Origin of the sequence: Pseudoalteromonas xiamenensis (assembly GCF_030994125.1) — a bacterium.
In the GTDB taxonomy this organism is placed as follows: domain Bacteria; phylum Pseudomonadota; class Gammaproteobacteria; order Enterobacterales; family Alteromonadaceae; genus Pseudoalteromonas; species Pseudoalteromonas xiamenensis_B.
The window spans coordinates 1,402,703-1,423,546 of the sequence record NZ_CP099917.1 but is presented as its reverse complement, the minus strand read 5'-3'; the positions used below and the strand labels follow the sequence as shown (position 1 = coordinate 1,423,546).

General features: G+C 44.3%; 20 protein-coding genes. 11 read left to right on the top strand and 9 right to left on the bottom strand.

Annotated features, from left to right (window positions below; all coding sequences use genetic code 11):
• Positions 1-35: 35 nt before the first annotated feature.
• Complete coding sequence (locus NI389_RS06550; protein ID WP_244369876.1) at positions 36-545, bottom strand: hypothetical protein; 510 nt, start codon at positions 543-545, stop codon at positions 36-38.
• Between the two features lie 25 nt (positions 546-570).
• Entirely contained in the window at positions 571-1,464 is an 894-nt protein-coding gene (locus tag NI389_RS06545; RefSeq protein ID WP_308362512.1) for a DUF350 domain-containing protein, read from the bottom strand.
• A 94-nt stretch (positions 1,465-1,558) separates the two neighbouring features.
• Between NI389_RS06545 and glnE the strand changes: the two genes are divergently transcribed.
• The gene (gene glnE / locus NI389_RS06540) at positions 1,559-4,360 is read left to right on the top strand and encodes a bifunctional [glutamate--ammonia ligase]-adenylyl-L-tyrosine phosphorylase/[glutamate--ammonia-ligase] adenylyltransferase (protein ID WP_372588617.1); all 2,802 of its coding nucleotides are present in this window, start codon (positions 1,559-1,561) and stop codon (positions 4,358-4,360) included.
• Positions 4,361-4,383: 23 nt separating this feature from the next.
• Here the strand turns inward: glnE and NI389_RS06535 are convergent, their stop codons facing one another.
• The 3 genes from NI389_RS06535 to tolC form a co-directional block, all read right to left on the bottom strand.
• Complete coding sequence (locus tag NI389_RS06535) at positions 4,384-4,992, bottom strand: TcpQ domain-containing protein (protein WP_208844053.1); 609 nt, start codon at positions 4,990-4,992, stop codon at positions 4,384-4,386.
• A 28-nt stretch (positions 4,993-5,020) separates the two neighbouring features.
• On the bottom strand, positions 5,021-5,944 hold the full coding sequence (gene lpxL, locus NI389_RS06530; protein WP_308362101.1) for an LpxL/LpxP family Kdo(2)-lipid IV(A) lauroyl/palmitoleoyl acyltransferase: 924 nt from the start codon (positions 5,942-5,944) through the stop codon (positions 5,021-5,023).
• A gap of 110 nt (positions 5,945-6,054) precedes the next feature.
• Positions 6,055-7,395: an outer membrane channel protein TolC gene (gene tolC / locus NI389_RS06525; RefSeq protein ID WP_308362100.1), complete on the bottom strand. Its 1,341-nt coding sequence runs from the start codon at positions 7,393-7,395 to the stop codon at positions 6,055-6,057.
• Positions 7,396-7,570: 175 nt separating this feature from the next.
• Here tolC and nudF point away from each other — a divergent pair, with 175 nt between their 5' ends.
• The 8 genes from nudF to NI389_RS06485 all read left to right on the top strand — a co-directional run bounded on the left by nudF (position 7,571) and on the right by NI389_RS06485 (position 16,074).
• Entirely contained in the window at positions 7,571-8,194 is a 624-nt protein-coding gene (gene nudF, locus NI389_RS06520) for an ADP-ribose diphosphatase (protein ID WP_308362099.1), read from the top strand.
• A 10-nt stretch (positions 8,195-8,204) separates the two neighbouring features.
• Entirely contained in the window at positions 8,205-8,657 is a 453-nt protein-coding gene (locus NI389_RS06515) for a DUF1249 domain-containing protein (RefSeq protein WP_208844050.1), read from the top strand.
• Positions 8,644-9,411, top strand: a complete 768-nt coding sequence (locus NI389_RS06510) for a metallophosphoesterase (RefSeq protein ID WP_308362098.1) — start codon at positions 8,644-8,646, stop codon at positions 9,409-9,411. The genes NI389_RS06515 and NI389_RS06510 overlap by 14 nt, the downstream gene beginning before the upstream one ends.
• On the top strand, positions 9,402-9,962 hold the full coding sequence (locus NI389_RS06505) for a YqiA/YcfP family alpha/beta fold hydrolase (protein ID WP_308362097.1): 561 nt from the start codon (positions 9,402-9,404) through the stop codon (positions 9,960-9,962). The genes NI389_RS06510 and NI389_RS06505 overlap by 10 nt, the downstream gene beginning before the upstream one ends.
• Before the next feature lie 32 nt (positions 9,963-9,994).
• Positions 9,995-11,887, top strand: a complete 1,893-nt coding sequence (gene parE, locus NI389_RS06500) for a DNA topoisomerase IV subunit B (protein WP_308362096.1) — start codon at positions 9,995-9,997, stop codon at positions 11,885-11,887.
• 5 nt (positions 11,888-11,892) lie between these two features.
• Positions 11,893-12,993 (top strand): PQQ-dependent sugar dehydrogenase, encoded by a 1,101-nt coding sequence (locus tag NI389_RS06495; protein WP_308362095.1) that lies wholly within the window; start codon positions 11,893-11,895, stop codon positions 12,991-12,993.
• Positions 12,994-13,001: 8 nt separating this feature from the next.
• Entirely contained in the window at positions 13,002-15,329 is a 2,328-nt protein-coding gene (parC, locus tag NI389_RS06490; RefSeq protein ID WP_308362094.1) for a DNA topoisomerase IV subunit A, read from the top strand.
• 181 nt (positions 15,330-15,510) lie between these two features.
• Positions 15,511-16,074 (top strand): phosphoribosyltransferase, encoded by a 564-nt coding sequence (locus NI389_RS06485; RefSeq protein WP_208844045.1) that lies wholly within the window; start codon positions 15,511-15,513, stop codon positions 16,072-16,074.
• 59 nt (positions 16,075-16,133) lie between these two features.
• Here the strand turns inward: NI389_RS06485 and NI389_RS06480 are convergent, their stop codons facing one another.
• Positions 16,134-16,784 carry a Crp/Fnr family transcriptional regulator gene (locus NI389_RS06480; RefSeq protein WP_308362093.1) on the bottom strand — a complete coding sequence of 217 codons (651 nt, stop codon included), beginning with the start codon at positions 16,782-16,784 and terminating at the stop codon, positions 16,134-16,136.
• A 278-nt stretch (positions 16,785-17,062) separates the two neighbouring features.
• Here NI389_RS06480 and NI389_RS06475 point away from each other — a divergent pair, with 278 nt between their 5' ends.
• A complete protein-coding gene (locus NI389_RS06475) occupies positions 17,063-17,293 on the top strand; it encodes a YgjV family protein (protein ID WP_308362092.1) in 231 nt (76 codons plus the stop codon).
• 54 nt (positions 17,294-17,347) lie between these two features.
• Here NI389_RS06475 and NI389_RS06470 read toward each other — a convergent pair whose 3' ends face one another.
• Positions 17,348-19,009, bottom strand: coding sequence for an amidohydrolase (locus NI389_RS06470; protein ID WP_308362091.1), 1,662 nt, complete (start codon positions 19,007-19,009; stop codon positions 17,348-17,350).
• A gap of 96 nt (positions 19,010-19,105) precedes the next feature.
• On the opposite strand from NI389_RS06470, the gene NI389_RS06465 reads away from it, so the two are divergent.
• Positions 19,106-19,606: a DUF1543 domain-containing protein gene (locus NI389_RS06465; protein ID WP_308362090.1), complete on the top strand. Its 501-nt coding sequence runs from the start codon at positions 19,106-19,108 to the stop codon at positions 19,604-19,606.
• A gap of 43 nt (positions 19,607-19,649) precedes the next feature.
• Here NI389_RS06465 and NI389_RS06460 read toward each other — a convergent pair whose 3' ends face one another.
• Both NI389_RS06460 and NI389_RS06455 read right to left on the bottom strand, forming a co-directional pair.
• A complete protein-coding gene (locus NI389_RS06460) occupies positions 19,650-19,859 on the bottom strand; it encodes a hypothetical protein (RefSeq protein WP_308362089.1) in 210 nt (69 codons plus the stop codon).
• Between the two features lie 9 nt (positions 19,860-19,868).
• Positions 19,869-20,786, bottom strand: coding sequence for a DMT family transporter (locus NI389_RS06455; RefSeq protein WP_308362088.1), 918 nt, complete (start codon positions 20,784-20,786; stop codon positions 19,869-19,871).
• Positions 20,787-20,844 lie beyond the last annotated feature (58 nt).

Below are 20,844 nucleotides of genomic sequence, written 5' to 3'. Positions count from 1 at the left end.
GTACGAAGGAAGACTGAGCGGGACAAGTTATTCGTTCAAAATTGTTCTTCAGAGTCCATTTTGCACAGTGACTCGGAGATGTCATTTGTGACTTCGGCTACTTTGCTGCTGCAGGACAAATGATTGTCGTGGCCTACGTCTAGTAAGCGTTCAAAATAAAATTCCCCGAGTTCATTTTCTTCGACTAGATAGCGAACGGGATGAAGTGAATTAAAGATAAACTTTTGTTCGTCGTCAGCTAAGGTGTAGTCATGAGCGTTAATCAGCACAGCTGAAACGTTGTGGTGTTCATGCAGGTAGGAAGCAAGCTCTGATACGCTAATCTCGTTGCTAATGTCACAATAGCAATAATCTTTAATGAGTTCTTGGAACATCATTTTCACTAAGATCCGAGTGTTATCTCCCGCCACAATTAAGTTACTGGGACGTTGATGCGCTTCGCTAAAATGGCACTCTGCAAAGCTTTTGGTGAACTCGGTATTCGTGTCCACGAGTAATAGGGCATCAACGTTTAAGAGCATATCTATCGCCGAGTTGGGGTTCATAGAGCATTCCTTTGCGCTATAACGTTTACACAGAAAACATACTTATTAGTAAATAGCCCATTGCACAAAAAACAGCAAATTCCAAACACGCTACGCCGATGTTATCTTGGTGGTCTACTTCGAGGCCAATGTCTATTTTGGGGAGCGATAAATGTTTAAGAATTATTGTTCCAACGTAAAGTATCAGCCACATTGCGCCACAGTGCGCGGCTAACGCGAAAAGATTATCGACAAGTTTTGCATCAACGTAAGGCGCAGTGCTAAGTCCGGCGTAAAGCGCTAAAGACAAACCAATGGATTTTCCTGCATAGCGAATACCGATTGACGTATTATCAAGATTGAAATTCTCTTGAAGCGACGCCCCTTGGTTGAATTTGGCAAATCGGGTTTCTCGTACGCGGCTGTCGATAGCAAAAATTGCCTGTAGCAACAAAAAGGCGAGCGTCACAATTAAGAGATTACTAAGGCCTTGAGGATGCACCCAGCGATAAAGACCAAGTACAACCACACAATTGCCTAGCAACATACCTGAGTCAACAAGTGCTGCACAAATATTCTGCTTTAAAATCGCGGACTCTTCGTTAAAGCGGTGCAAAACCCACTTTCGGTGAATAAGCTGACCTAAAAAGATAAACACGAAAAACAGTGTTATGAGCAGAAATACGTGAACTGGTTCTTGTTGTGCCGTATGCAAACTTATTTCATCAAATAGAAATGCCATGCTGATACACACTACGGCAATCTGTGTTGCGTAGTTAATTCCAAGGGCAAAGTTGTCACGTTGAGCGAGTTCATCGGACAGCGTTTTCTTCGCCCGCCATTCTGTAATGCGGCGCAGCACGATGATTGCTGCACTAATAATGGTGAAACTCACTAAAATCGCTAAAAAATTTATGTTGGCTAAAGACAAATCAAGCATACAAGGTGTAAGGTTCAAGTTAACTTACTGCTACTATAACGGCTAAATAGAAAACACCCAAATGATTGAGTACTAGCCACTTTTGGAGATCAACATGTCACTGTCTGGTGTGAAATGGACGCCTCAACTTAGAGAATTATCTGTCGCCCGAATGCGAGAACTCGATTTGGATGTTGCGACGCATCCTGACATTGCTCAACTTGTTGCCTTGAGCGATTTTGCCCACCGCATTTTAAAATCAAGACCAGAACTTGTTGATTGGCTTGAGAAGTCGGAGCATAGAGACAATCGCGAAATACCAGATCCGTTACCTGAAGACCTCGATGGCCTTGATGACGTAACGTGTAGTCGTCTTTTACGTCGCTATCGACAGCAGTATTGGCTCAAAGTGATGTGGCTCGATTTAGTGCATAACAATGCCATTGACGACAGTGTGTGTTATGTCTCGTTGCTCGCGGAGAAGTTAATCGACAGTGCAAATCGCTGGGCATTTAATGATGTCGCCAAATTAAATGGTATGCCAATGGATGAGCATGGCAATCGACTACCGATGTTGGTACTTGGTATGGGAAAGTTGGGCGGACAAGAGCTGAACTTCTCTTCTGATATCGATCTTATTTTCGCTTTTCCTCGCGCGGGTGAAACACAAGGCGGTCGTCGTAGCATCGAAAACCAAGTGTTCTATACCAAAGTTGCACAAAAACTAATTGCTGCACTCAATCAAACGACCGCGGATGGGCAAGTGTTTCGTGTCGATATGCGGCTACGTCCCTTTGGTGATAGCGGTCCATTGGTGATGAGTTTCGCAGCGATGGAAGATTATTATCAAGATCAAGGGCGAGAGTGGGAACGTTACGCAATGCTAAAAGGACGTTTACTCGGAGAGCCAAACGTATATTGGCAAGAGTTTTACACCTTACTTAGGCCTTTTGTTTACCGCCGTTACATTGATTTCTCCGTAATAGAATCACTTCGTAAAATGAAACACATGATTGCCCAAGAAGTTAGGCGTAAGGGGTTAGTCAACAACATCAAGTTGGGTGGTGGTGGCATTCGCGAAGTGGAATTTATTGTTCAAGCACTCCAGATGATCCGTGGAGGTCGTGAAAAAGCGCTGCAGGTTCAATCGTTACTCGTCGCAATGAGCGAATTAGAGCGCTTAGATATCATTCCTAGTCAGGTCGCAACACAGCTCCGTACGAGTTACTTACATTTGCGTCGAATCGAGCAATTTTTGCAAGCGTTTGACGACAAACAAACTCAAACGTTGCCGGACAATGAATTAGATAAAGCTCGTTTAGTGATGCTGTTAGGCGTGAATGACTGGAATGAGGTTGTTGTTTTCATTGAACAAACTATGGCAATTGTACGAGAAGAATTCAAGCAAGTGATAGGCGATGAGCCAGAGGAAGAAAGCGCGCTTCCTGAATGTTTTAGCCTGTCGTGGGAGCAAAACGATTGGAGTGCCATGGAACGGTTGCAGGAACCCCTCAAGCTCGACTGGCAAAACGCCGTGATGGAGTTTCGTTCTCGACTCAGCAAAAAACCGATTGGCGCGCGAGGACGCGATATTCTAGATAAGCTAATGCCGCGCGTTCTGGCCTATCTTATTGAGTCTGATCACGCTATTTCTACTTTTGAGCGAGTTACTCAAGTGATTGAGAAGGTTGCCTCTAGAACAACGTATTTGGAATTACTTTATGAAAATCAAGGCGCGCTCCAACAGTTAATCAAGCTTTGTGCACACAGTAAGTGGATTGGTGAGCACATTGCTCGTTATCCAATTTTGCTTGATGAACTGATAGATCCCGCACTTCTATACCGCCCCTTGCCGCTGAGCGCCTATAAAGCTGAAGTTCGACAATTCTTTTTACGCCTAGAGAGTGACGACTTGGAGCTGCAAATGGAGTCCTTGCGGCAGTTCAAACAAACGCAACAACTACGAATTGCGGCAGCCGACGCAACAGGTGTGCTTGATCTTATGAAAGTAAGTGATCACTTAACTGCCTTGGCAGAGGCTATAGTCGAACAAGCGGTTAATTTAGCGTGGGAACAAATGGTGAGCCGTTTCGGTAAACCGGAAGGTACAGACATAGATAACAAAGGGTTTGCCGTTATTGCGTATGGAAAAACTGGCGGTTTTGAACTTGGATACGACAGTGATCTTGATTTAGTCTTTGTCCACAACAGTGATGGCAATGCTGTTACAGATGGTGTAAATGCAACCGCTGCACGTCAATTCTATTTAAAACTTGCGCAGCGGCTAATGCATTTGTTTAACACTCGTACAGCATCGGGTATTTTGTATGAATTGGATACACGTTTAAGGCCAGAGGGCAATTCGGGGTTACTGGCAATCAATATCGAGAGTTATTACGAGTATCAGCGTACACAAGCATGGACTTGGGAGCATCAAGCCATTGTGCGAGCTAGGTTGATCTATGGTCACAATAGTCTTAAAACTCGATTTGGTGAAATTCGCCAGGAAATACTATCGCTACCACGCGATGAAATTAAGCTCAAAACCGATGTTATTGAGATGCGTGAGAAAATGCGGCAGCATCTTGCCAAAGATACCGTGGAGTCTTTTGACCTTAAACAAGGTTTAGGCGGTATGACTGACATTGAATTTATGGCGCAATATTTGGTGTTGAAATACGCCTCTACTTTCCCAATGCTGACGACCTATACAGACAATATTCGAATTTTTGAACTGGCGTTTGCGGCGGGGATCATTGAAGAGTCGATGCAAACTAATCTTACTCAAGCGTATTGTTTGTTTAGGGATACCTACCACGTACTATCCTTAAACAATCAGAGTCGTTGTGTTGAAAAACAACAGTTTGAGCAAGCAACGGCACACGTTGTAGAGGCTTGGCAATGGGTGTTTGCATAACCCATTGCCAATTGTTTTCGTCATTAGCTTTCGAGTTTTCGGCAGCTTGTACGCACAAATTCGGAAGGATTCTCAGTTATGACCGCAGCGCGTTGACGATGGCAGTAGAACGCATACACTTCAAATTCGAAATCATCGTTTATCGCACGGCTAACTTGATAAAGCGTTGAGACAAAGTTGGTATCAACACGGAAATTCAGTTTTACAACGTAGTCTTTTTCTAAGTACCAAAAGAGCTCAATGTCTTCATCGTGCGCGTAGCGAGTGAGCACCCCTTTGAGCGTATCACCACTGTCAAAACGGCGCGGTTGTACTTGGCCTTTCCAATTTACAGGGGACGGTTTTACAACTAAACCTCGCTGTTGTAAGGCGTCTTCGAGAGGAAACGTTTGTTTGCCTAAATTGATAACGTATTTATCTCGGTCTAAATCTTTATCGTTAACTCGATTACGAAAGCTTTCGTAAAACTGAGATAAACCTTGTGCAGCCGCGTTTTTCGTTTCTCGCATATCGAACGACGGCATTGCACCATATAAAAAGTAATAGGCAGCCCATATCAAAATGCCAGCAAGTGATAAGTGTTTAATCCAAAACCAAGCATTAGATAATCGTTTTTTAGTTTTATTTGTCATTGTCTTTATACTTCATTCTGATCCGCTATTAGTAATACGACGGATCGGTTTCATTGGGTCTCGTTTTAAAACGACGATGTACCCACATGTATTGCTCTGGCGCCAAGATAATGGCTTGTTCCATGCGCTCATTTACTCTCGTCACATCGTCTTTTGGCGATTCGCTCGGAAAGTCCTCAAGGGCAGGTAGTACGTTCAAGTGATATTTGCCTTGTGCATCGCGGTAGCTGGTCAAACTTAACGTTTCGCAGTTGTTGCTGCTGGCAAAAAGTAACGTTCCTGTGGTCGTTGCAGTTTCTTTTACTGCAAAGAAAGGAACGAATTCACTACGGTTTCGTCCATAGTCTTGATCGGGCAGGTAATAGCATAGCTTTCCATCTTTTAACGCTTTTAAGAGTCCTTTTACATCACGCTTACCAATCAAAAACTCATTGGAACGTAGACGCCCACGCGTCATGAAAAACTCCATTAACGGATTATTGTGAGGGCGGTAAAAACCAATACCTTGCTTTTCGAGCCCAAGCACTCTTCCCGTCATTTCTAAATGTAACATATGCGGGACAAGTAACAATACACCTTTTCCTTTGCGAGCTGCGTTTTCAAGGTGTTCAAGTCCCGTAATCGACCCAAGCGTTCTCTTAATGCGCCAAGTTGGCCACCACCAAGCCATACCTGTTTCGAAGGTGGCGATACCGGTGTGCTCTAAGTTCTTTTTGACCATGATGGTCTGTTGTTCCGCATTTAACTCAGGAAAACAGAGTTTTACATTTACTTCAGCGATATGACGACGCTTTTTCATTAAACGGTAGACGAGTTTGCCAAGTAACTTGCCGAGAAAAAATTGCACACGTTGTGGTAGCCAAGACAAAGTGTATAGCATGAATACACCGACCCAAGTTAACCAATATTTGGGGGCAAGATAGGACAATTTAAAAGGGGGTTTAGTGACCACTACCGCTTCTCATTATGAAAACATCCGCGCTAGTTTAACGATTTAGAGCAAAAAAAACAAAAGCCAAGCAACTCTCGCTACTTGGCTTTTACGCTTACCTTAAGAGATGTTTATTTAAGGCCTTGGTTTATCGCTTCTAGATCCGCGCGAGACAATGTGCCTTCAGCTTGTTTTAGTTGTAGCGATGACATGACGTATTGGTAACGGATGTCAGCCAAGTTACGTTTAGCGTTATATAAATTCTGCGTACTGATTAATACGTCAACAATAGTACGAGTACCTACTTCAAAGCCGGTTTCCGTTGCTTTCAATGCGCTTTCTGCGGAAATAACGGCTTGCTCAAGTGCGCGATACGTCGCAACGTTTGCATTCACTTGGTTGTAAGACGTAATCACTGAGCGAGTTACATTGCGTAGGCTCGACTCTAAATCTTGGCTTGCAGCAACAAAGAGAGCACGAGCTTGATCAGTGGATGATTCAACACGACCACCCGAGTAAATAGGCACATTTAGTGACAAACCAATAGAGGTTTGGTCACCGCGAGGAGCATTTACACGACCATCCGAATCAGCAAGTGAATCACCGTAACGCGCTTCTAAATCTAGTGTTGGGTAGTGTCCAGCCTGTGCGTTGTCGATACGGTCTTTAGCGATTTCAACATTGGCTTTCGCTACTTGTAGTGACAAGTTTTGTGCTTTTGCTGTTTCGATAAACGCGTCTACTTTCTTTGCTGGTTTTACCGTTGAGAACTTTTCAGTATTCAACGCATCAAGTTGCGCATGGTACTTGCCAGTAATTGTGCGTAGAGTTTCACGTGCTGTTTCAACGTTATTCTCTGCAACAATTTCATTTGCCACAGCTCGGTCAAATTGAGCTTGAGCTTCATGAACGTCAGTAATAGCAGTTAAACCAACTTTGTAGCGTTGTTTTGTTTGCTCAAGTTGACGTTCAATTGCACGCTTTTCAGCTTTTACGAACTCAAGATTGTCTAACGAGCGTAATACCGCAAAGTAGCCGTCAGCAATACGAACGATTAGATCTTGTTTTGCTTGCTCATAAGACGTGACCGCTTGCATTGCTTGTTTCTCTGCAATACCAAGTTGGTCCCAAGTTGCAAGATTAAAAATTGATTGTGTCAGCACGATACCGCGCGAAAAGGTATCTTCAAAACCATCACCCTTAATGTAACCAGTCTGGTCATTTTGGGAGTTAGGAGCGCCAGTAAAATCAGATTGTTTATAGCCGATACTTGCCGCCACTTGCGGTAGTAGAGCACCGAATGCAATATCTTTAGCTGATGCTTGAGCATCTGCTTGTGCTTTTGCACGATTCACCGCAGGATCATTTTGCGTTGCGATATCGTATACTTGTAGTAAGTCTTCTGCGTATGCTACGTTCGCGCTAAGTGCGCAGCCAAGACCTACCAATAGAGATAAGATGGTTTTTTTCATTATGAATGCAGTCCTTAGACAAATTTTGAGCTAAAGCCATGTTAACCTGTTTTTTTAAGATAACGAAAAAAAATAACGTAAATCATTTCGAACAAGTGTAACAGAATATAATTAGCACGAAATAAACGACAAATAACCAATATTGGGGCGAATTTCGTTATTCAAAGAGCAAAAAATGACTAAATCGACAATTAATGAATTTGCCAATGAGCATGTACAAATATTAGAAACAGAGCGGGTTTTTAACGGCTTTTTTAAAATCGATGCGTATTATTTTAAACATGCTTTGTTCGACGGAGGCATGTCAGAGACTATCCGCCGTGAGATTTTAGAAAGAGGGCACGCTGTTGCGGTATTGCCTTACGATCCGCAAACCGATTCGGTGTTGTTGATTGAGCAAATTCGGATTGGCGCAATGGTCTCAAAGGACTCACCTTGGTTGCTCGAATGTATAGCTGGTATGGCCGAGGGAAGCGATGACTACGAAGGGGTTGCGCGTAAAGAAGCCAAGGAAGAAGCAGGCCTAGAGCTTGATGAGTTGCATTACATGACGTCGTACTTATCAAGCCCTGGTGGTACAACGGAACGTTTGTATTTGTATGTTGCTAAAGCTGATTTGACACATGCCGGTGGAGTGTACGGATTGCCAAGCGAAGGAGAGGATATTAAAACGCATGTGATCTCATTTGATGAAGCAATGGCGCGATTGAATAGTGAGGAAATAGATAACGCTGCGACGGTGATTAGTCTACAATGGTTAGCCTTGCATAAAAAAGAACTGCTCGACAAATGGCAATAGGAGTGAAGAAGTGAGTATCGTTTCGGCGCGTGATTATGTTCAGTCTTTACCGAAGTACATTACTTTGTGTGAACGTAATTACCTGCGTTTATTGCGACTGTTACCTGAAGAGGTAAAAGGTGAGCAAAAAACCATTCGAATCGCTGGGAACGAATACCGCCTTGAAATCACGCACTGTGCGAAATACACCACAGATGTCGAAATCGCTCAAAGCCATTCGCTGATTAAAGACCTTCCTCTGTGGGGGATGCATGTACGACTTTATCATGACGCACGCGTCGCGGAAGTTGTGTACCCCAACTATCATCAAAGAGTGAAACCGTCATATGGTTATCCGAATCCGGATATGCACCAAAAAGATGAGAAATACCAAGTCAATGCATTTCTAGGTGATTGGCTCACAGCGTGTGTTGAAAACGGACGCAGTAATTTTCACTGGGAAGTGAACAATGACTTGGTTTAACGAGGTTCTGCGCATAGATAAACCACATGTTGCTATTGCGCACATAACGGACGCACATCTCTTTGCGACAACCAAGGGCCGTTATTTTGAAGTTGATACGGCACATCATTTTTCGCAGGTCTTAGCGCGCTTGAGTCTTGAAGACATCGATGCTGTTGTGTTCGGTGGCGATTTAACGCAAGATCACACGTTTGAATCCTACCGTCTGTTCGCTGAACTGATCCACCAATCAAATTTGACCTGTCCGGTGCTGTGGGTACCTGGCAATCACGATGACATTGAATACCTGCAGGAAATTAGTGTGGGTCAAATTCATGCGGCCAAGGTGATTCAAACACAAACGCAACAAGTTCTGCTGGCGAACAGCAAAGGTTCAACACCTGCAGGTTGGTGTAAGCAAACTCATTTGCTAGAACTTAAAACCATGATAGAGGCCTTTGACGGCACATCGACCGTAATTTGTCATCATCACCCAATGCCTATTCAGGGGTATTTAGACAAACACATTTTGGAAAATGGGCCGGCACTTTTAAACCTTTGCGCCGAAAGCAATCGAGTCAATGCTGTAGTGCATGGGCATGTCCACAATGATTACTTTCTCTCGTATCGAGCTCTGCCTGTTTATGCCACACCAGCAACCTCTATTCAGTTCAGTCGTCACAGCTCTACATGGCAACAGCAAAACCTTGGTCCAGCATATCGATTGTTGGCGTTAACAGATGACAAGTTTGCCACGTGGGTCAAATGGGTTTGAAAATACTCTATGTACACGGTTTTAATAGTTCAGAACACTCTGCAAAGGCGGTGGCTTTGCGTGAGTGGCTTCGCGACTTTGATGTAGAATATGCTATCCCAAGGTTGCACTACGACCCGAGGGTTGCGATTGCACAACTTGAAGCCATGCTGACAAGTGAGACGAAGCTCATTGGAAGTTCACTTGGAGGCTTTTATGCGACCTATTTATCGCAAACACACCAAATTGATGCTGTGGTAATCAATCCTGCAGTGAGACCCGCAAGATTACTTGCAGAGTTTCTTGGGCCTCAATACAATCCTTATCAGGACTGTCATTATCAGTTAGATGAATCACATGTTGCGGCACTTGATACGTTATACTTGCCGCAATTGCCTTACCCTGAAAGATTGCTGTTACTGCAACAAATGGGCGATGAAGTTTTGCCCTATATGGATGCAGTCCGTTATTATCAAAGTACGAAGCAGTACGTTGATTTCGAAGGTGATCATAGTTTTCAAGGCTTAGCGCGGTATTTGCCCGCTATTGTTAATTTTTTAAAAATCACGTAAAACAAATCGACTTAAACAACAAGAAAGCGCTTATGAGTCAGCAAAATTACAACGCGGAAGCGATAGAAGTATTAAACGGACTAGAACCCGTCAAACGTCGCCCGGGTATGTACACGGACACGACAAGACCAAACCATCTAGGCCAAGAAGTTATCGATAACAGTGTCGATGAGGCGCTTGCAGGACACGCAACGAAAATTGACGTGATTCTTCACGAAGATAACTCACTTGAAGTGATTGATGATGGTCGTGGGATGCCGGTGGACATTCATCCAGAAGAAGGGATCCCAGGTGTTGAACTTATCCTGACAAAACTGCATGCGGGCGGTAAATTTTCCAACAAAAATTATCAGTTCTCAGGCGGTCTACACGGGGTAGGGATCTCTGTGGTGAACGCGCTTTCAACTCGTGTTGAAATTAGTGTGCGTCGCGATGGACAAGTGTACGAAATGGCGTTTGAACATGGCGACAAAGTTCAAGACTTGGAAGTCACAGGCACCGTTGGAAAGCGCAATACGGGTACAAGTGTACACTTTTGGCCGGACGCCAGCTATTTTGATTCCGCTAACTTCTCGCTTTCTAAGCTAAATCACCTGTTAAAAGCGAAAGCCGTTTTATGTCCGGGCCTGCGCATACGTTTCGTGAACAAACAGACGAAAGAAACGCAAGAATGGTTCTACGAAGCCGGACTGCAAGATTACTTAAAAGACAGTGTTTCAGGCTTTGAAACGTTGCCAGATAATCCATTTACAGGAAGTTTCTCCGGTTCAACGGAAGGCGTTGATTGGGCGTTACTTTGGTTGCCTGAAGGCGGCGAGTCACTGCAAGAGAGCTACGTAAACTTAATCCCAACCGCGCAAGGCGGTACGCACGTCAATGGATTGCGTCAAGGTTTGCTTGAGGCTATGCGTGAATTCTGTGAGTTCCGAAATTTGTTGCCAAGGGGCGTAAAGCTCACCCCAGAGGACATTTGGGATAAATGCAGCTATGTATTGTCGGTGAAGATGCAAGACCCTCAATTTGCGGGTCAAACGAAAGAAAAGCTCAGTTCACGTTCGTGCGCAGCGTTTGTTTCTGGCATCGTAAAAGACGCGTTTAGTCTTTGGCTTAACGAACACACAGATACTGCGGAATTAATTGCTGAACTGTGTATCAACAATGCGCAAAAACGGTTACGTGCAGCCAAAAAGGTGGTGCGTAAAAAAGTCACTTCTGGCCCAGCATTGCCGGGTAAACTGACGGATTGTTCGGGTAGCGAAACGGAGCGTGCGGAAATTTTCCTTGTGGAAGGGGACTCTGCAGGTGGCTCGGCAAAGCAAGCAAGAGACCGTGAGTTTCAAGCAATTATGCCGCTTAGAGGTAAAATTCTAAATACCTGGGAAGTAGAGTCAGGCCAAATATTAGCGTCTCAAGAAGTGCATGATATCTCTGTTGCTTTAGGAATTGATCCCGATTCTGAAGACTTAAGCGGCCTTCGCTACGGAAAAGTGTGTATCCTCGCGGATGCGGACTCGGATGGTCTGCATATTGCTACGCTATTGTGCGCATTGTTCGTTAAGCATTTCCCTGTACTCGTAAAACAAGGCCATGTTTTTGTTGCGATGCCTCCTCTGTATCGAATTGACGTGGGTAAAGAAGTTTACTACGCGCTCGATGAGGATGAGAAGAAAGGCATCCTTGATAGAATTGAAGCAGAGAAAAAGCGGGGCAAAGTCAACGTTCAACGCTTTAAAGGTTTGGGTGAGATGAACCCGCTGCAACTGCGTGAAACGACAATGGACCCTAATACGCGTCGACTTGTGCAGCTAACATTGGACGAAGAAGAACAAACACTTGAAGTGATGGACATGTTACTGGCCAAAAAACGTTCGGGCGACCGCAAACAATGGCTAGAAGAGCATGGTGATCGTGCGGTAACGGAGTAAACAGGATGAACTCATTGATGACAAAATCCGTTGCTGTTTTATCGTTGTTACTACCTTTGGCAGCGCTTGCGAAACCGGATCTATCACGTTTACAAGTACCAAGTGGATATAGCCTTTCCTTGTTCGCCGACAATGTCGAAAATGCGCGTCAAATTGCCGTATCAAAACAAGGTATTGTGTACGTCGGTTCGCGCAAGGCAGGTAAAGTACACGCGTTGATTGACTTTAATAAAGACGGTGTTGCCGACAAAACCATTTTGCTTGCTGAAGGTTTAACAATGCCATCAGGTCTTGCGCTTAAAGACGGTGACTTGTACGTTGCAGCGGTAGACAAAATCCTGCGTTTTAAGCAAATTGATAAGAACTTGAACTCACCAAGTTATGACGTGTTCTACGACAAATTACCAGACAAACGTCATCACGGTTGGAAGTTCATCCGTTTTTCACCCGAAGGTGAACTGATTATTCCGATAGGTGCGCCTTGTAATGTATGTAAAGAAGAGGCGCCGTTTGGTGAGATTGTTGCATTAAACCTCGAAACGAAAACACTAAAAACGTGGGCGAAAGGGGTGCGTAACTCAGTCGGATTTGATTTTCATCCAGAAACACAAGGCTTTTGGTTTTCGGACAATGGCCGCGACATGATGGGTGACGATATTCCACCTTGCGAAATTAATCGTTTAAATGACATTGGCGACCATTTCGGTTTCCCGTATTTTCATGCCGGTGGGATCCCCGATCCTGAATTTAATGCGGGCCGTAAAGCCTCAGAGTTTGTTGCACCGAAACTAGCGTTGGGCGCTCATGTCGCGCCGTTAGGCATTCATTTCTATCGTGGCAAACAATTCCCTCAACAAATGAAGAATAAATTGTTTGTCGCGGAACATGGTTCATGGAATCGTAGTAAAAAATCCGGCTATAGAGTGATGCTTGCGACGGTTAAGGATGGCCAAATTACGGGATATGAGCCCTTTATTACAGGCTTTATGAAAGACGAACAAACCTACGGTCGTCCAGTCGCGTTTGCCGAACTTGAAGATGGCAGTTTATTGGTGTCGGATGACTTTGCTGATGCTATTTATCGCATCAGTTATAACAAGAAATAGGGTGTTAAATGAGTGATTTAGAAACCCTGTCTTTGCAGGGCATTGAGCAGCAAAGTATGGGGCGTTTTACTGAAGACGCCTATTTAAATTATTCCATGTACGTCATCATGGATCGTGCTTTGCCACACATTGGCGATGGTTTAAAACCTGTGCAACGTCGTATCGTTTACGCGATGAGTGAGCTGGGATTATCCGCGAGCGCGAAGTACAAAAAATCCGCGCGGACAGTCGGTGACGTATTAGGTAAATATCACCCTCACGGTGACAGTGCATGTTACGAGGCGATGGTGCTTATGGCTCAGCCATTCAGTTATCGCTATCCACTGGTGGATGGACAAGGTAACTGGGGTGCAGCGGATGATCCGAAATCTTTTGCTGCAATGCGTTATACCGAAGCGCGTTTATCTAAATTCTCGGAAGTGCTTCTCAAAGAATTAGGTCAAGGTACGGTGGACTGGACACCTAACTTCGACGGTACGATGGATGAACCAAAAGTATTGCCAGCGCGTTTGCCGCATATTCTACTCAATGGGGTTACGGGCATTGCGGTTGGTATGGCTACGGATATTCCACCACATAACGTCCGTGAAGTGGCCAGTGCGTGTTGTTTGCTGTTGGACAACCCAAAAACTGAACTTCAAGAGTTACTTGGTTTGGTACAAGCGCCTGATTATCCGACAGAAGCTGAGATTATTACTCCACGTAGTGAAATTGAAAAAATTTACACGTCTGGCCGTGGTTCAATCAAAATGCGTGCGGTTTTCACCGAAGAGCAAGGTGAAATAGTCATTACGGCGTTACCACATCAATGTTCAGGCGCAAAAGTCCTTGAGCAAATTGCTGCGCAAATGACCGCAAAAAAGTTACCGATGGTTGCGGACTTACGTGATGAATCCGATCATGAAAACCCGACTCGTATCGTTATTGTGCCGCGCTCGAATCGAGTAAAAGTGGAACCGTTGATGGCGCATTTATTTGCGACAACGGACCTTGAGAAAAGTTACCGCATCAACTTAAACATGATAGGTCTTGATGGTCGTCCTCAAGTTAAAGACTTACGCACGATTTTATCCGAGTGGTTGGATTTCCGTCGTGAAACAGTGCGCCGTCGTTTGCAGTATCGTCTCGATAAAGTATTAAACCGCCTGCATATCTTAGAAGGTTTACTCATCGCTTATCTCAACATTGATGAAGTGATTGAGATCATTCGCACATACGATGAACCAAAAGTTGAGTTGATGTCGCGGTTTGGCTTGAGCGATAAGCAAGCTGAAGCCATTCTAGAACTTAAATTACGTCACTTGGCCAAGCTTGAAGAGTTCAAGATCAAAGGTGAACAAGACGAGCTTGCGAAAGAGCGCGACAATCTAGAGAAAACGTTAGGCTCTGAGCGTCGTATGTCGACGTTAATGAAAAAAGAAATTCAAGAAGCGGCAGAGATGTATGGCGATGACCGTCGTTCGCCTGTCGTTGAACGTGCGGAAGCCAAAGCGCTCACGGAAAAAGAATTGATGCCAACGGAAGCAGTGACCGTAGTCTTGTCCGAAAAAGGCTGGGCACGCATTGCTAAAGGGCACGATATTGACGCTGAGGGGCTCAGTTACCGTGCGGGCGATAGTTTCAAAGCTCAAGCACACGGACGTAGCAATCAACCCGCCGTATTCCTTGATTCGTCAGGTCGTGCGTTTGCAACGGACGCACATAGCCTTCCATCAGCTCGAAGTCAGGGTGAACCGATGACGGGTCGATTTAATTTGGCCACGGGGACTAACTTCGAACACGTCATTATGGGTGAAGATAAGCAACTGTATTTGATGGCTACCGATGGTGGTTACGGGTTTATCTCTGAATTCACAGACTTGGTGTCGAAAAATAAGAACGGTAAAGCGCTTGTAACCGTGCCAAATGGTGCATTGTTAATGGCACCAATAGAAGTTAACGATCTCACGACTGATTTGTGTATGGCGATTTCAAGCGAAGGCAGAATGTTATTGTTCCCGCTGAGAGATTTGCCAAAACTTGGCAAAGGTAAAGGAAATAAAATTATTTCTATCCCAAGTGCTAAAGTACAAGCGCGTGAGGAATTCGTGAAAGTCTTAGCGGTTGTGCCAAATGGCGCATGCGTGACACTGCACGCTGGTAAGCGAAAGTTAACGCTTAAGCCAAGCGATCTTGAACACTATTACGGTGAGCGTGGTCGTCGAGGGAATAAACTTCCTCGCGGTCTTCAGCGTGTTGATGAGTTTGAAATTGAATATCAGGCGCCTGCAGTTGAAGCGGTGGTAGAAGAACCACTGGATTCAATAAATCAGTCGCTTGAACAGAACGACGAATAAACGCAAAGCCCACGAAAACGTGGGCTTTTTTATGTGAAACGATAAGTAGACCGGTAGGGTGAAATTAAAAAGCGAAAAGCCAGATTGCGCGTTGATAATTCGCTTTGTTGATCTGGGCGCTGATTTTTTATTACGTTTTTGCTAAACTTTGCGGTTAAATGCATCCACGGGATTTTTGTACATGTCAGACAAGGTTTTTATCACCGCTCAGCAATTGCTTGAAAATTCATTTCGTTTAGCGGCTCAAGTTTATGAAGATGGCTTTCGCCCTGATTTCATTATTGGTATCTGGCGTGGCGGTGCGCCAATTGGTATCGCAGTACAAGAATTCTACGATTTTAAAGGTATCGACACGGACCATATCGCTGTGCGCACTTCATCGTATTATGGCATTGGTAAGCAATCGAAAGAAATCAAAGTTCACGGTTTGCACTACATCATCGAAAATGCGAACGCAGATAACTCATTACTTATCGTTGATGATGTATTTGATTCGGGTCGCAGTATTTATGCGCTTAAAGAGAAATTAGGCGAACTGATGCGTCTTAACCTGCCTACGGATATTCGTGTAGCTTGCCCGTATTACAAGCCAAAAAACACGAAAGTGCCGATGAAGCCGGATTATTACGTGATTGAGTCCGATGAATGGTTGGTGTTCCCACACGAACTTTCTGGTTTAACACAAGATGAGCTACTCAATGGCAAATCTGACTTGGCAAATATCAAAGAATTATTTGTTAAGTAATTTCGTTTCGAAATAAAAAAAGCCAACCAGAGGTTGGCTTTTTTTATCCCAGCGCAAAATTAGATAAAGCTATCAACAAAGTCCGCAAGTTTATCGATATCAACAGGCTTTAAACCATCAGTCGAGCGAACAATGAGGCCTTTATCGACAAGTTCAGTCACTACCCGGCGATAGGCGCGCTCAGTGGTAGCAAATCGTTCAGCTTCTGCACTCACGGTAGGATACGCGCGTAAGAGTGTAGGATGATTGTTTTCCGCTCGAAGTAGGCAGTCACGAGCAATGTTATACGACAAAGGTAACAATAATTTATCTAAGTTCACCTTTTGATTTTCGGTGAACTTCGCTGCAATCGTTTGAGCTGTGTATAAACTGAGTTCAGGTTTATCCAGCAGCAATTGGCGCCAATGTTTGAGCTCAATTAAATTGTATTGTACGTCACTTAAACAGGTAACAGTGTACACGCACGGGTCATTGCTTAGCGCTTCAATTTCGCCAATCAAAGTATTTTGACAATCCAATTGGCCTAACAGCAAACGGCGACCATTCCCCACGTCGTAACTAAATGACACGGTCCCACTGCGCACCAAAATGAGCTTCGTTAGTGGTTCATCTTGGTGAATAAGCACATCTTTTTTACTGTGATGATAAGTATTGCCAGCGAAGGACAATAACTGATCGACAAGATTGGTTGAAAAATGATATTGGAACATCTAGACGGCTCTTCGGACAATTGTCCTATTTTATTACGTTCTAATGAAGTTAGTATGACAACTACTGAGGCAGGGGGTATGGGCCCTTGCCGACATAGTTTTCATGCTAACTCACTCCTGTTTTTTTGGTTTACCAAAAAAGCTTGGCCCAGCTTCCCGTGTTTTGAGCTTACGTTAGGGTTGTACCTAGTTTTTTGGGTTTCTGGTGAGTTGGCTTCTTTATTTGCTAATCTTAGCTCACCATTGGTTATGCTAACCTAAGAGAGAGGAGAGAACAAATGAGTTGGGAATATTTAGGCTATTTTGCTTCCGCTTTTTTGGTTATCTCGCTCACTATGACGGATGTGGTGAAGCTGAGATGGTTTAATTTGGTCGGTTGTATCTGTTTTACCATTTATGGTCTGGCGATTGAAGCATTGCCTGTTGCCATTACAAACGGGTTACTGTCCATTTTAAACATTTATCATTTGTACAAGTTGCACATTGAGAGAGAGCCAACAATCGATTAACCTCGGTTGTTGCATTTGATGTGGCGAGCAATAGCTCGCCAATTTTTTTACCGCTTATTTATCGTCTTTTTGCCCCATTCGCTTATACACCAACTGTCCCGCTACCCACGTTTCATCAACCTGAATATCTCGAATTTCAAGTGCAGGAACATTGAAATAATCTTTATCAATTAAAATAAAATCTGCCCATTTGCCTTTTTCTAAACTACCCAGTTTATGTTCTTGAAACGCAGCGTAGGCAGCATCTAAAGTAAACGCGCGCAGTGCTTGGTCTCGGCTTAACGCTTCCTCTGCTCGCCAGCCTTGTTGCGGTTGCCCATGTGGATCTTGACGTGTTACCGCGGAGTAAAGTCCGTGGAACGGTTCGGCCAGCTCAACAGGAAAGTCGGACCCAGCAGCAATTTTACTGCCTTGTTTTAAAAAGGTTTGCCATGCATAACCGCCCGCTAATTGATTATCGGTAAGTCTTTTCTCTGCCATGTGCATGTCAGAAGTAGCGTGAACCGGTTGCATTGAAGGAATAATATCAAGCGTTTTAAATCTTGGGATATCTTCTGGCGTGACAATTTGGGCATGTTCTATTCTATTGCGTAGCAACTTACCCCCTGTTTTTTTGAATTCAGCCTCGTAGGCATCCAGCACTACTCGGTTTGCTTTATCACCGATAGCGTGGGTGTTTGCGCTGAAGCCATGTTTAAACGACAGTCTCATTAGTTCACGCAGTTTATCGTATGTTTCCAACATCAATCCATGATGGCCCGGTCGGTCTTTGTAGCTATCGATAAGTGCCGCTCCACGACTTCCTAATGCGCCATCAGCGTAGATCTTCACGCTACGAACAGAGAGGTGGTCGTTCGGATCTTTGATGATGCCAGCTTTAAGCATGGTCTCTAATTTTGGATCAGACGCACTTAACATCGCGTAAATGCGAATTGGGATTGCCTTGTTTTTAGCTTGTTCTTGATATACTTGCCATGTTGTATAATCGATTCCCGCATCGTGCGCAGACGTAATACCAAGACTAAGTAAGTGTTCAGATGCTTTGTTCAATGCTCGCTTCACATCGTGCTCCGATGCTGCGGGTACATGTTTTCGAACGAGTTCCTCGGCTTTATCGACAAATACGCCGCTTGGTTGGTGGTTGCCAGCGTAAATGATTTCACCACCTTCTGGTGCCGTCGTCTTTTCATCAATACCCGCTATGTGCATCGCTTTGGAGTTGACCCAAATTGCGTGGCCATCCACACGAGTGAGCATTACGGGGCGGTTACCTACGTATTTGTCTAAGTCTGCTGCACTGCCAAATTGTTGGGAAGGCCAAAGCGTTTGATCCCAGCCTCGGCCGACTATCCATTCTCCATCAAAGTGGTCACTGTACGCTTTCAGTTTTTCTCCGATTTGCTCAATTGACGTCATGCCGCGTAAGTCAAGCTCCACAAGGTTATTACCAAGACCAATAATGTGACCATGTGCATCGATCAGGCCGGGTAATAGGGTTTTTCCATTACCATCATAACGAGTTGCCTCAGGAAATTGTTTCAGCATGTCGTCGTTGCCCGTCGCAACGACTTTGCCATCTCGTACAACAAGTACAGAAAAGGAGTGTGTAGCTCCCTTTAGGGTGGGTGTATAGCCAGAGATATTATGAATTAGCGTTGTATTGGCCAGTGCGCTTGTACAAATCAGCGACAACCCAGCGATAAGCCATTTTTTCATGTTGATGTCCTTGTTGATTTTTTCTCACCCTATCAAATTAACGTGTAATCGCCCAGAGGTGTGAGATAGACTTATGCTGAATTTAGGGAGAATAGAATGAAGTTATTTATGGTTTATCTTGGTGGCCGAGTTGCTGGTTGCCATATCGAAATGCACGATGTTCGCTTTGTTATTGGCGAAACGATTGAACAAACTTATGCCAAGTTGAAAGCGCAATGGGTTGGCGATAAAAATGCGGTTCATATGGATAGCTACGTGGAAGTAAAGCATGTTGATGGCTATTCAGTTGAATTAAAAAAAGAAGCCAATAGTTCAGAATTGAAATTGTACTTTGTCAATTTAGGTGGTTACATTCCAACAAGCTTGGCTGAGCAACATGAATTTGCGCTAATCGCAGCCACAAATGAACATGAAGCAAAAGAAAAAGCTAAATCGCAATTGTTAGTGGGTATGTCGCATCAGCACAAAGACAATTTGCATGAAGTCGACGATTGCTTTTCGATTGACTTACTCGACACAGAATATCATATCCATTTAATCCCGAGCGGCGAATCACAAACCCTAAACCCTGATTGGTTTGGTTATCATATTTTATAACGGCATTTAGGTACGGCAAAGAATAAGGACAACGAGGTTGCCCCTATTCTTTGTTTTCCGCTTTTATTGCTTTTCGAATCGCAATCACCACAATGCCAAACATAAGAAAAGGCAGCGCGGCAAGGAAATACTCGGCAAAATGGCTGTCTTGATAATTCGGTTGAAGAATAAAATGACCTCCAACGCACATCACTATCACCACAAACAGCAAAGGCAGCATAGATAGTTCTTTTTTCCCGTTATGTTTAGTCATCACTATTCCTTAAGGTTGCGTTACAGTTAATTCAGAATCAGCAGGGGTGTCTTCTAGTAAATGCACTTCTTTATGACGTTGGCTAATGGCTACACCCGCGAAGACTAAGGCAATCGCTGCCCATTGCCAAAAATTTAAACGCTCTGCGAGTAGGACGGCCGAAAACAGCAAAGTAAAAACTGGGACGAGGTTAGAGTAAGCCGCTGCGGTTAAAACAGATACACGGCTTATTGCGTAGTTATAAAGCCCATAGGCACCCAGTGTCACAACCGAGCCTAAGTACAAAATACTCAACACTGCATCTTGGTTTAGCGCTGAAAAATCGGGTAAATCGCTAAACGGTAAAAAGCAGGCAAAAAAGACACTGCCGCTCAACCCTTGAACGCCAATAAGGGCGAGCGGCGAATAACGCGTGGCTAAGCGTTTTACGCTTACCGTATAAAATGCAGCGCAAATCATTGCTAAAAATTCCAATGTGTTGCCAAGCAAGGGGTTGGGCGCTTGTTCGGAGCTTGGTGACAGTAATGTCAGTGCAATTGAGCCTCCAATGCACAAGGTAAAGCCGCTCACGATGCTTTTACTCAATCGCTCTTTAAGTAAAAAATACGCCAACAAGGCGACGATAAGCGGCAAGCAGGCCACAATGACTCCAGCTTGTGAGGCGGAGGTGTATTCGATTGCGTGCCCTTCAAAGAGAAAGTACAAGCAAGGCTCAGCCAAAGACATAGCAAGGAGGTATTTAAGATCGCCAGGCTGGTAGGTGAAGCGTTTAGTGTAACGGAACAGGACGACGCACAAGATAAGCGTGGTCAACATGCGAAAGAAAATGACCACATGGGGATCGTACAAGTCAATCGCAAATTTCAAGGCAACAAACGAGCTACCCCAAAGCATAGTAGCAATTAAAAGACACAAGCCTGCTGGCATTTTTAGACTCCCATTCAAGACGCGAGAATGGTATCACAGCGCACGGTATTCGATAGAA

Excerpts from the sequence above, each read along its gene's own strand:
- parE (WP_308362096.1), top strand. The coding sequence starts at position 9,995 with ATGAGTCAGCAAAATTACAACGCGGAAGCGATAGAAGTATTAAACGGA.
- NI389_RS06480 (WP_308362093.1), bottom strand. The coding sequence starts at position 16,784 with ATGTTCCAATATCATTTTTCAACCAATCTTGTCGATCAGTTATTGTCC.
- tolC (WP_308362100.1), bottom strand. The coding sequence starts at position 7,395 with ATGAAAAAAACCATCTTATCTCTATTGGTAGGTCTTGGCTGCGCACTT.
- NI389_RS06495 (WP_308362095.1), top strand. The coding sequence starts at position 11,893 with ATGAACTCATTGATGACAAAATCCGTTGCTGTTTTATCGTTGTTACTA.
- NI389_RS06505 (WP_308362097.1), top strand. The coding sequence starts at position 9,402 with ATGGGTTTGAAAATACTCTATGTACACGGTTTTAATAGTTCAGAACAC.
- NI389_RS06460 (WP_308362089.1), bottom strand. The coding sequence starts at position 19,859 with ATGACTAAACATAACGGGAAAAAAGAACTATCTATGCTGCCTTTGCTG.
- NI389_RS06545 (WP_308362512.1), bottom strand. The coding sequence starts at position 1,464 with ATGCTTGATTTGTCTTTAGCCAACATAAATTTTTTAGCGATTTTAGTG.
- NI389_RS06455 (WP_308362088.1), bottom strand. The coding sequence starts at position 20,786 with ATGCCAGCAGGCTTGTGTCTTTTAATTGCTACTATGCTTTGGGGTAGC.
- NI389_RS06475 (WP_308362092.1), top strand. The coding sequence starts at position 17,063 with ATGAGTTGGGAATATTTAGGCTATTTTGCTTCCGCTTTTTTGGTTATC.
- NI389_RS06470 (WP_308362091.1), bottom strand. The coding sequence starts at position 19,009 with ATGAAAAAATGGCTTATCGCTGGGTTGTCGCTGATTTGTACAAGCGCA.
- nudF (WP_308362099.1), top strand. The coding sequence starts at position 7,571 with ATGACTAAATCGACAATTAATGAATTTGCCAATGAGCATGTACAAATA.
- NI389_RS06465 (WP_308362090.1), top strand. The coding sequence starts at position 19,106 with ATGAAGTTATTTATGGTTTATCTTGGTGGCCGAGTTGCTGGTTGCCAT.
- NI389_RS06510 (WP_308362098.1), top strand. The coding sequence starts at position 8,644 with ATGACTTGGTTTAACGAGGTTCTGCGCATAGATAAACCACATGTTGCT.
- NI389_RS06485 (WP_208844045.1), top strand. The coding sequence starts at position 15,511 with ATGTCAGACAAGGTTTTTATCACCGCTCAGCAATTGCTTGAAAATTCA.
- glnE (WP_372588617.1), top strand. The coding sequence starts at position 1,559 with ATGTCACTGTCTGGTGTGAAATGGACGCCTCAACTTAGAGAATTATCT.
- parC (WP_308362094.1), top strand. The coding sequence starts at position 13,002 with ATGAGTGATTTAGAAACCCTGTCTTTGCAGGGCATTGAGCAGCAAAGT.
- NI389_RS06535 (WP_208844053.1), bottom strand. The coding sequence starts at position 4,992 with ATGACAAATAAAACTAAAAAACGATTATCTAATGCTTGGTTTTGGATT.
- NI389_RS06550 (WP_244369876.1), bottom strand. The coding sequence starts at position 545 with ATGAACCCCAACTCGGCGATAGATATGCTCTTAAACGTTGATGCCCTA.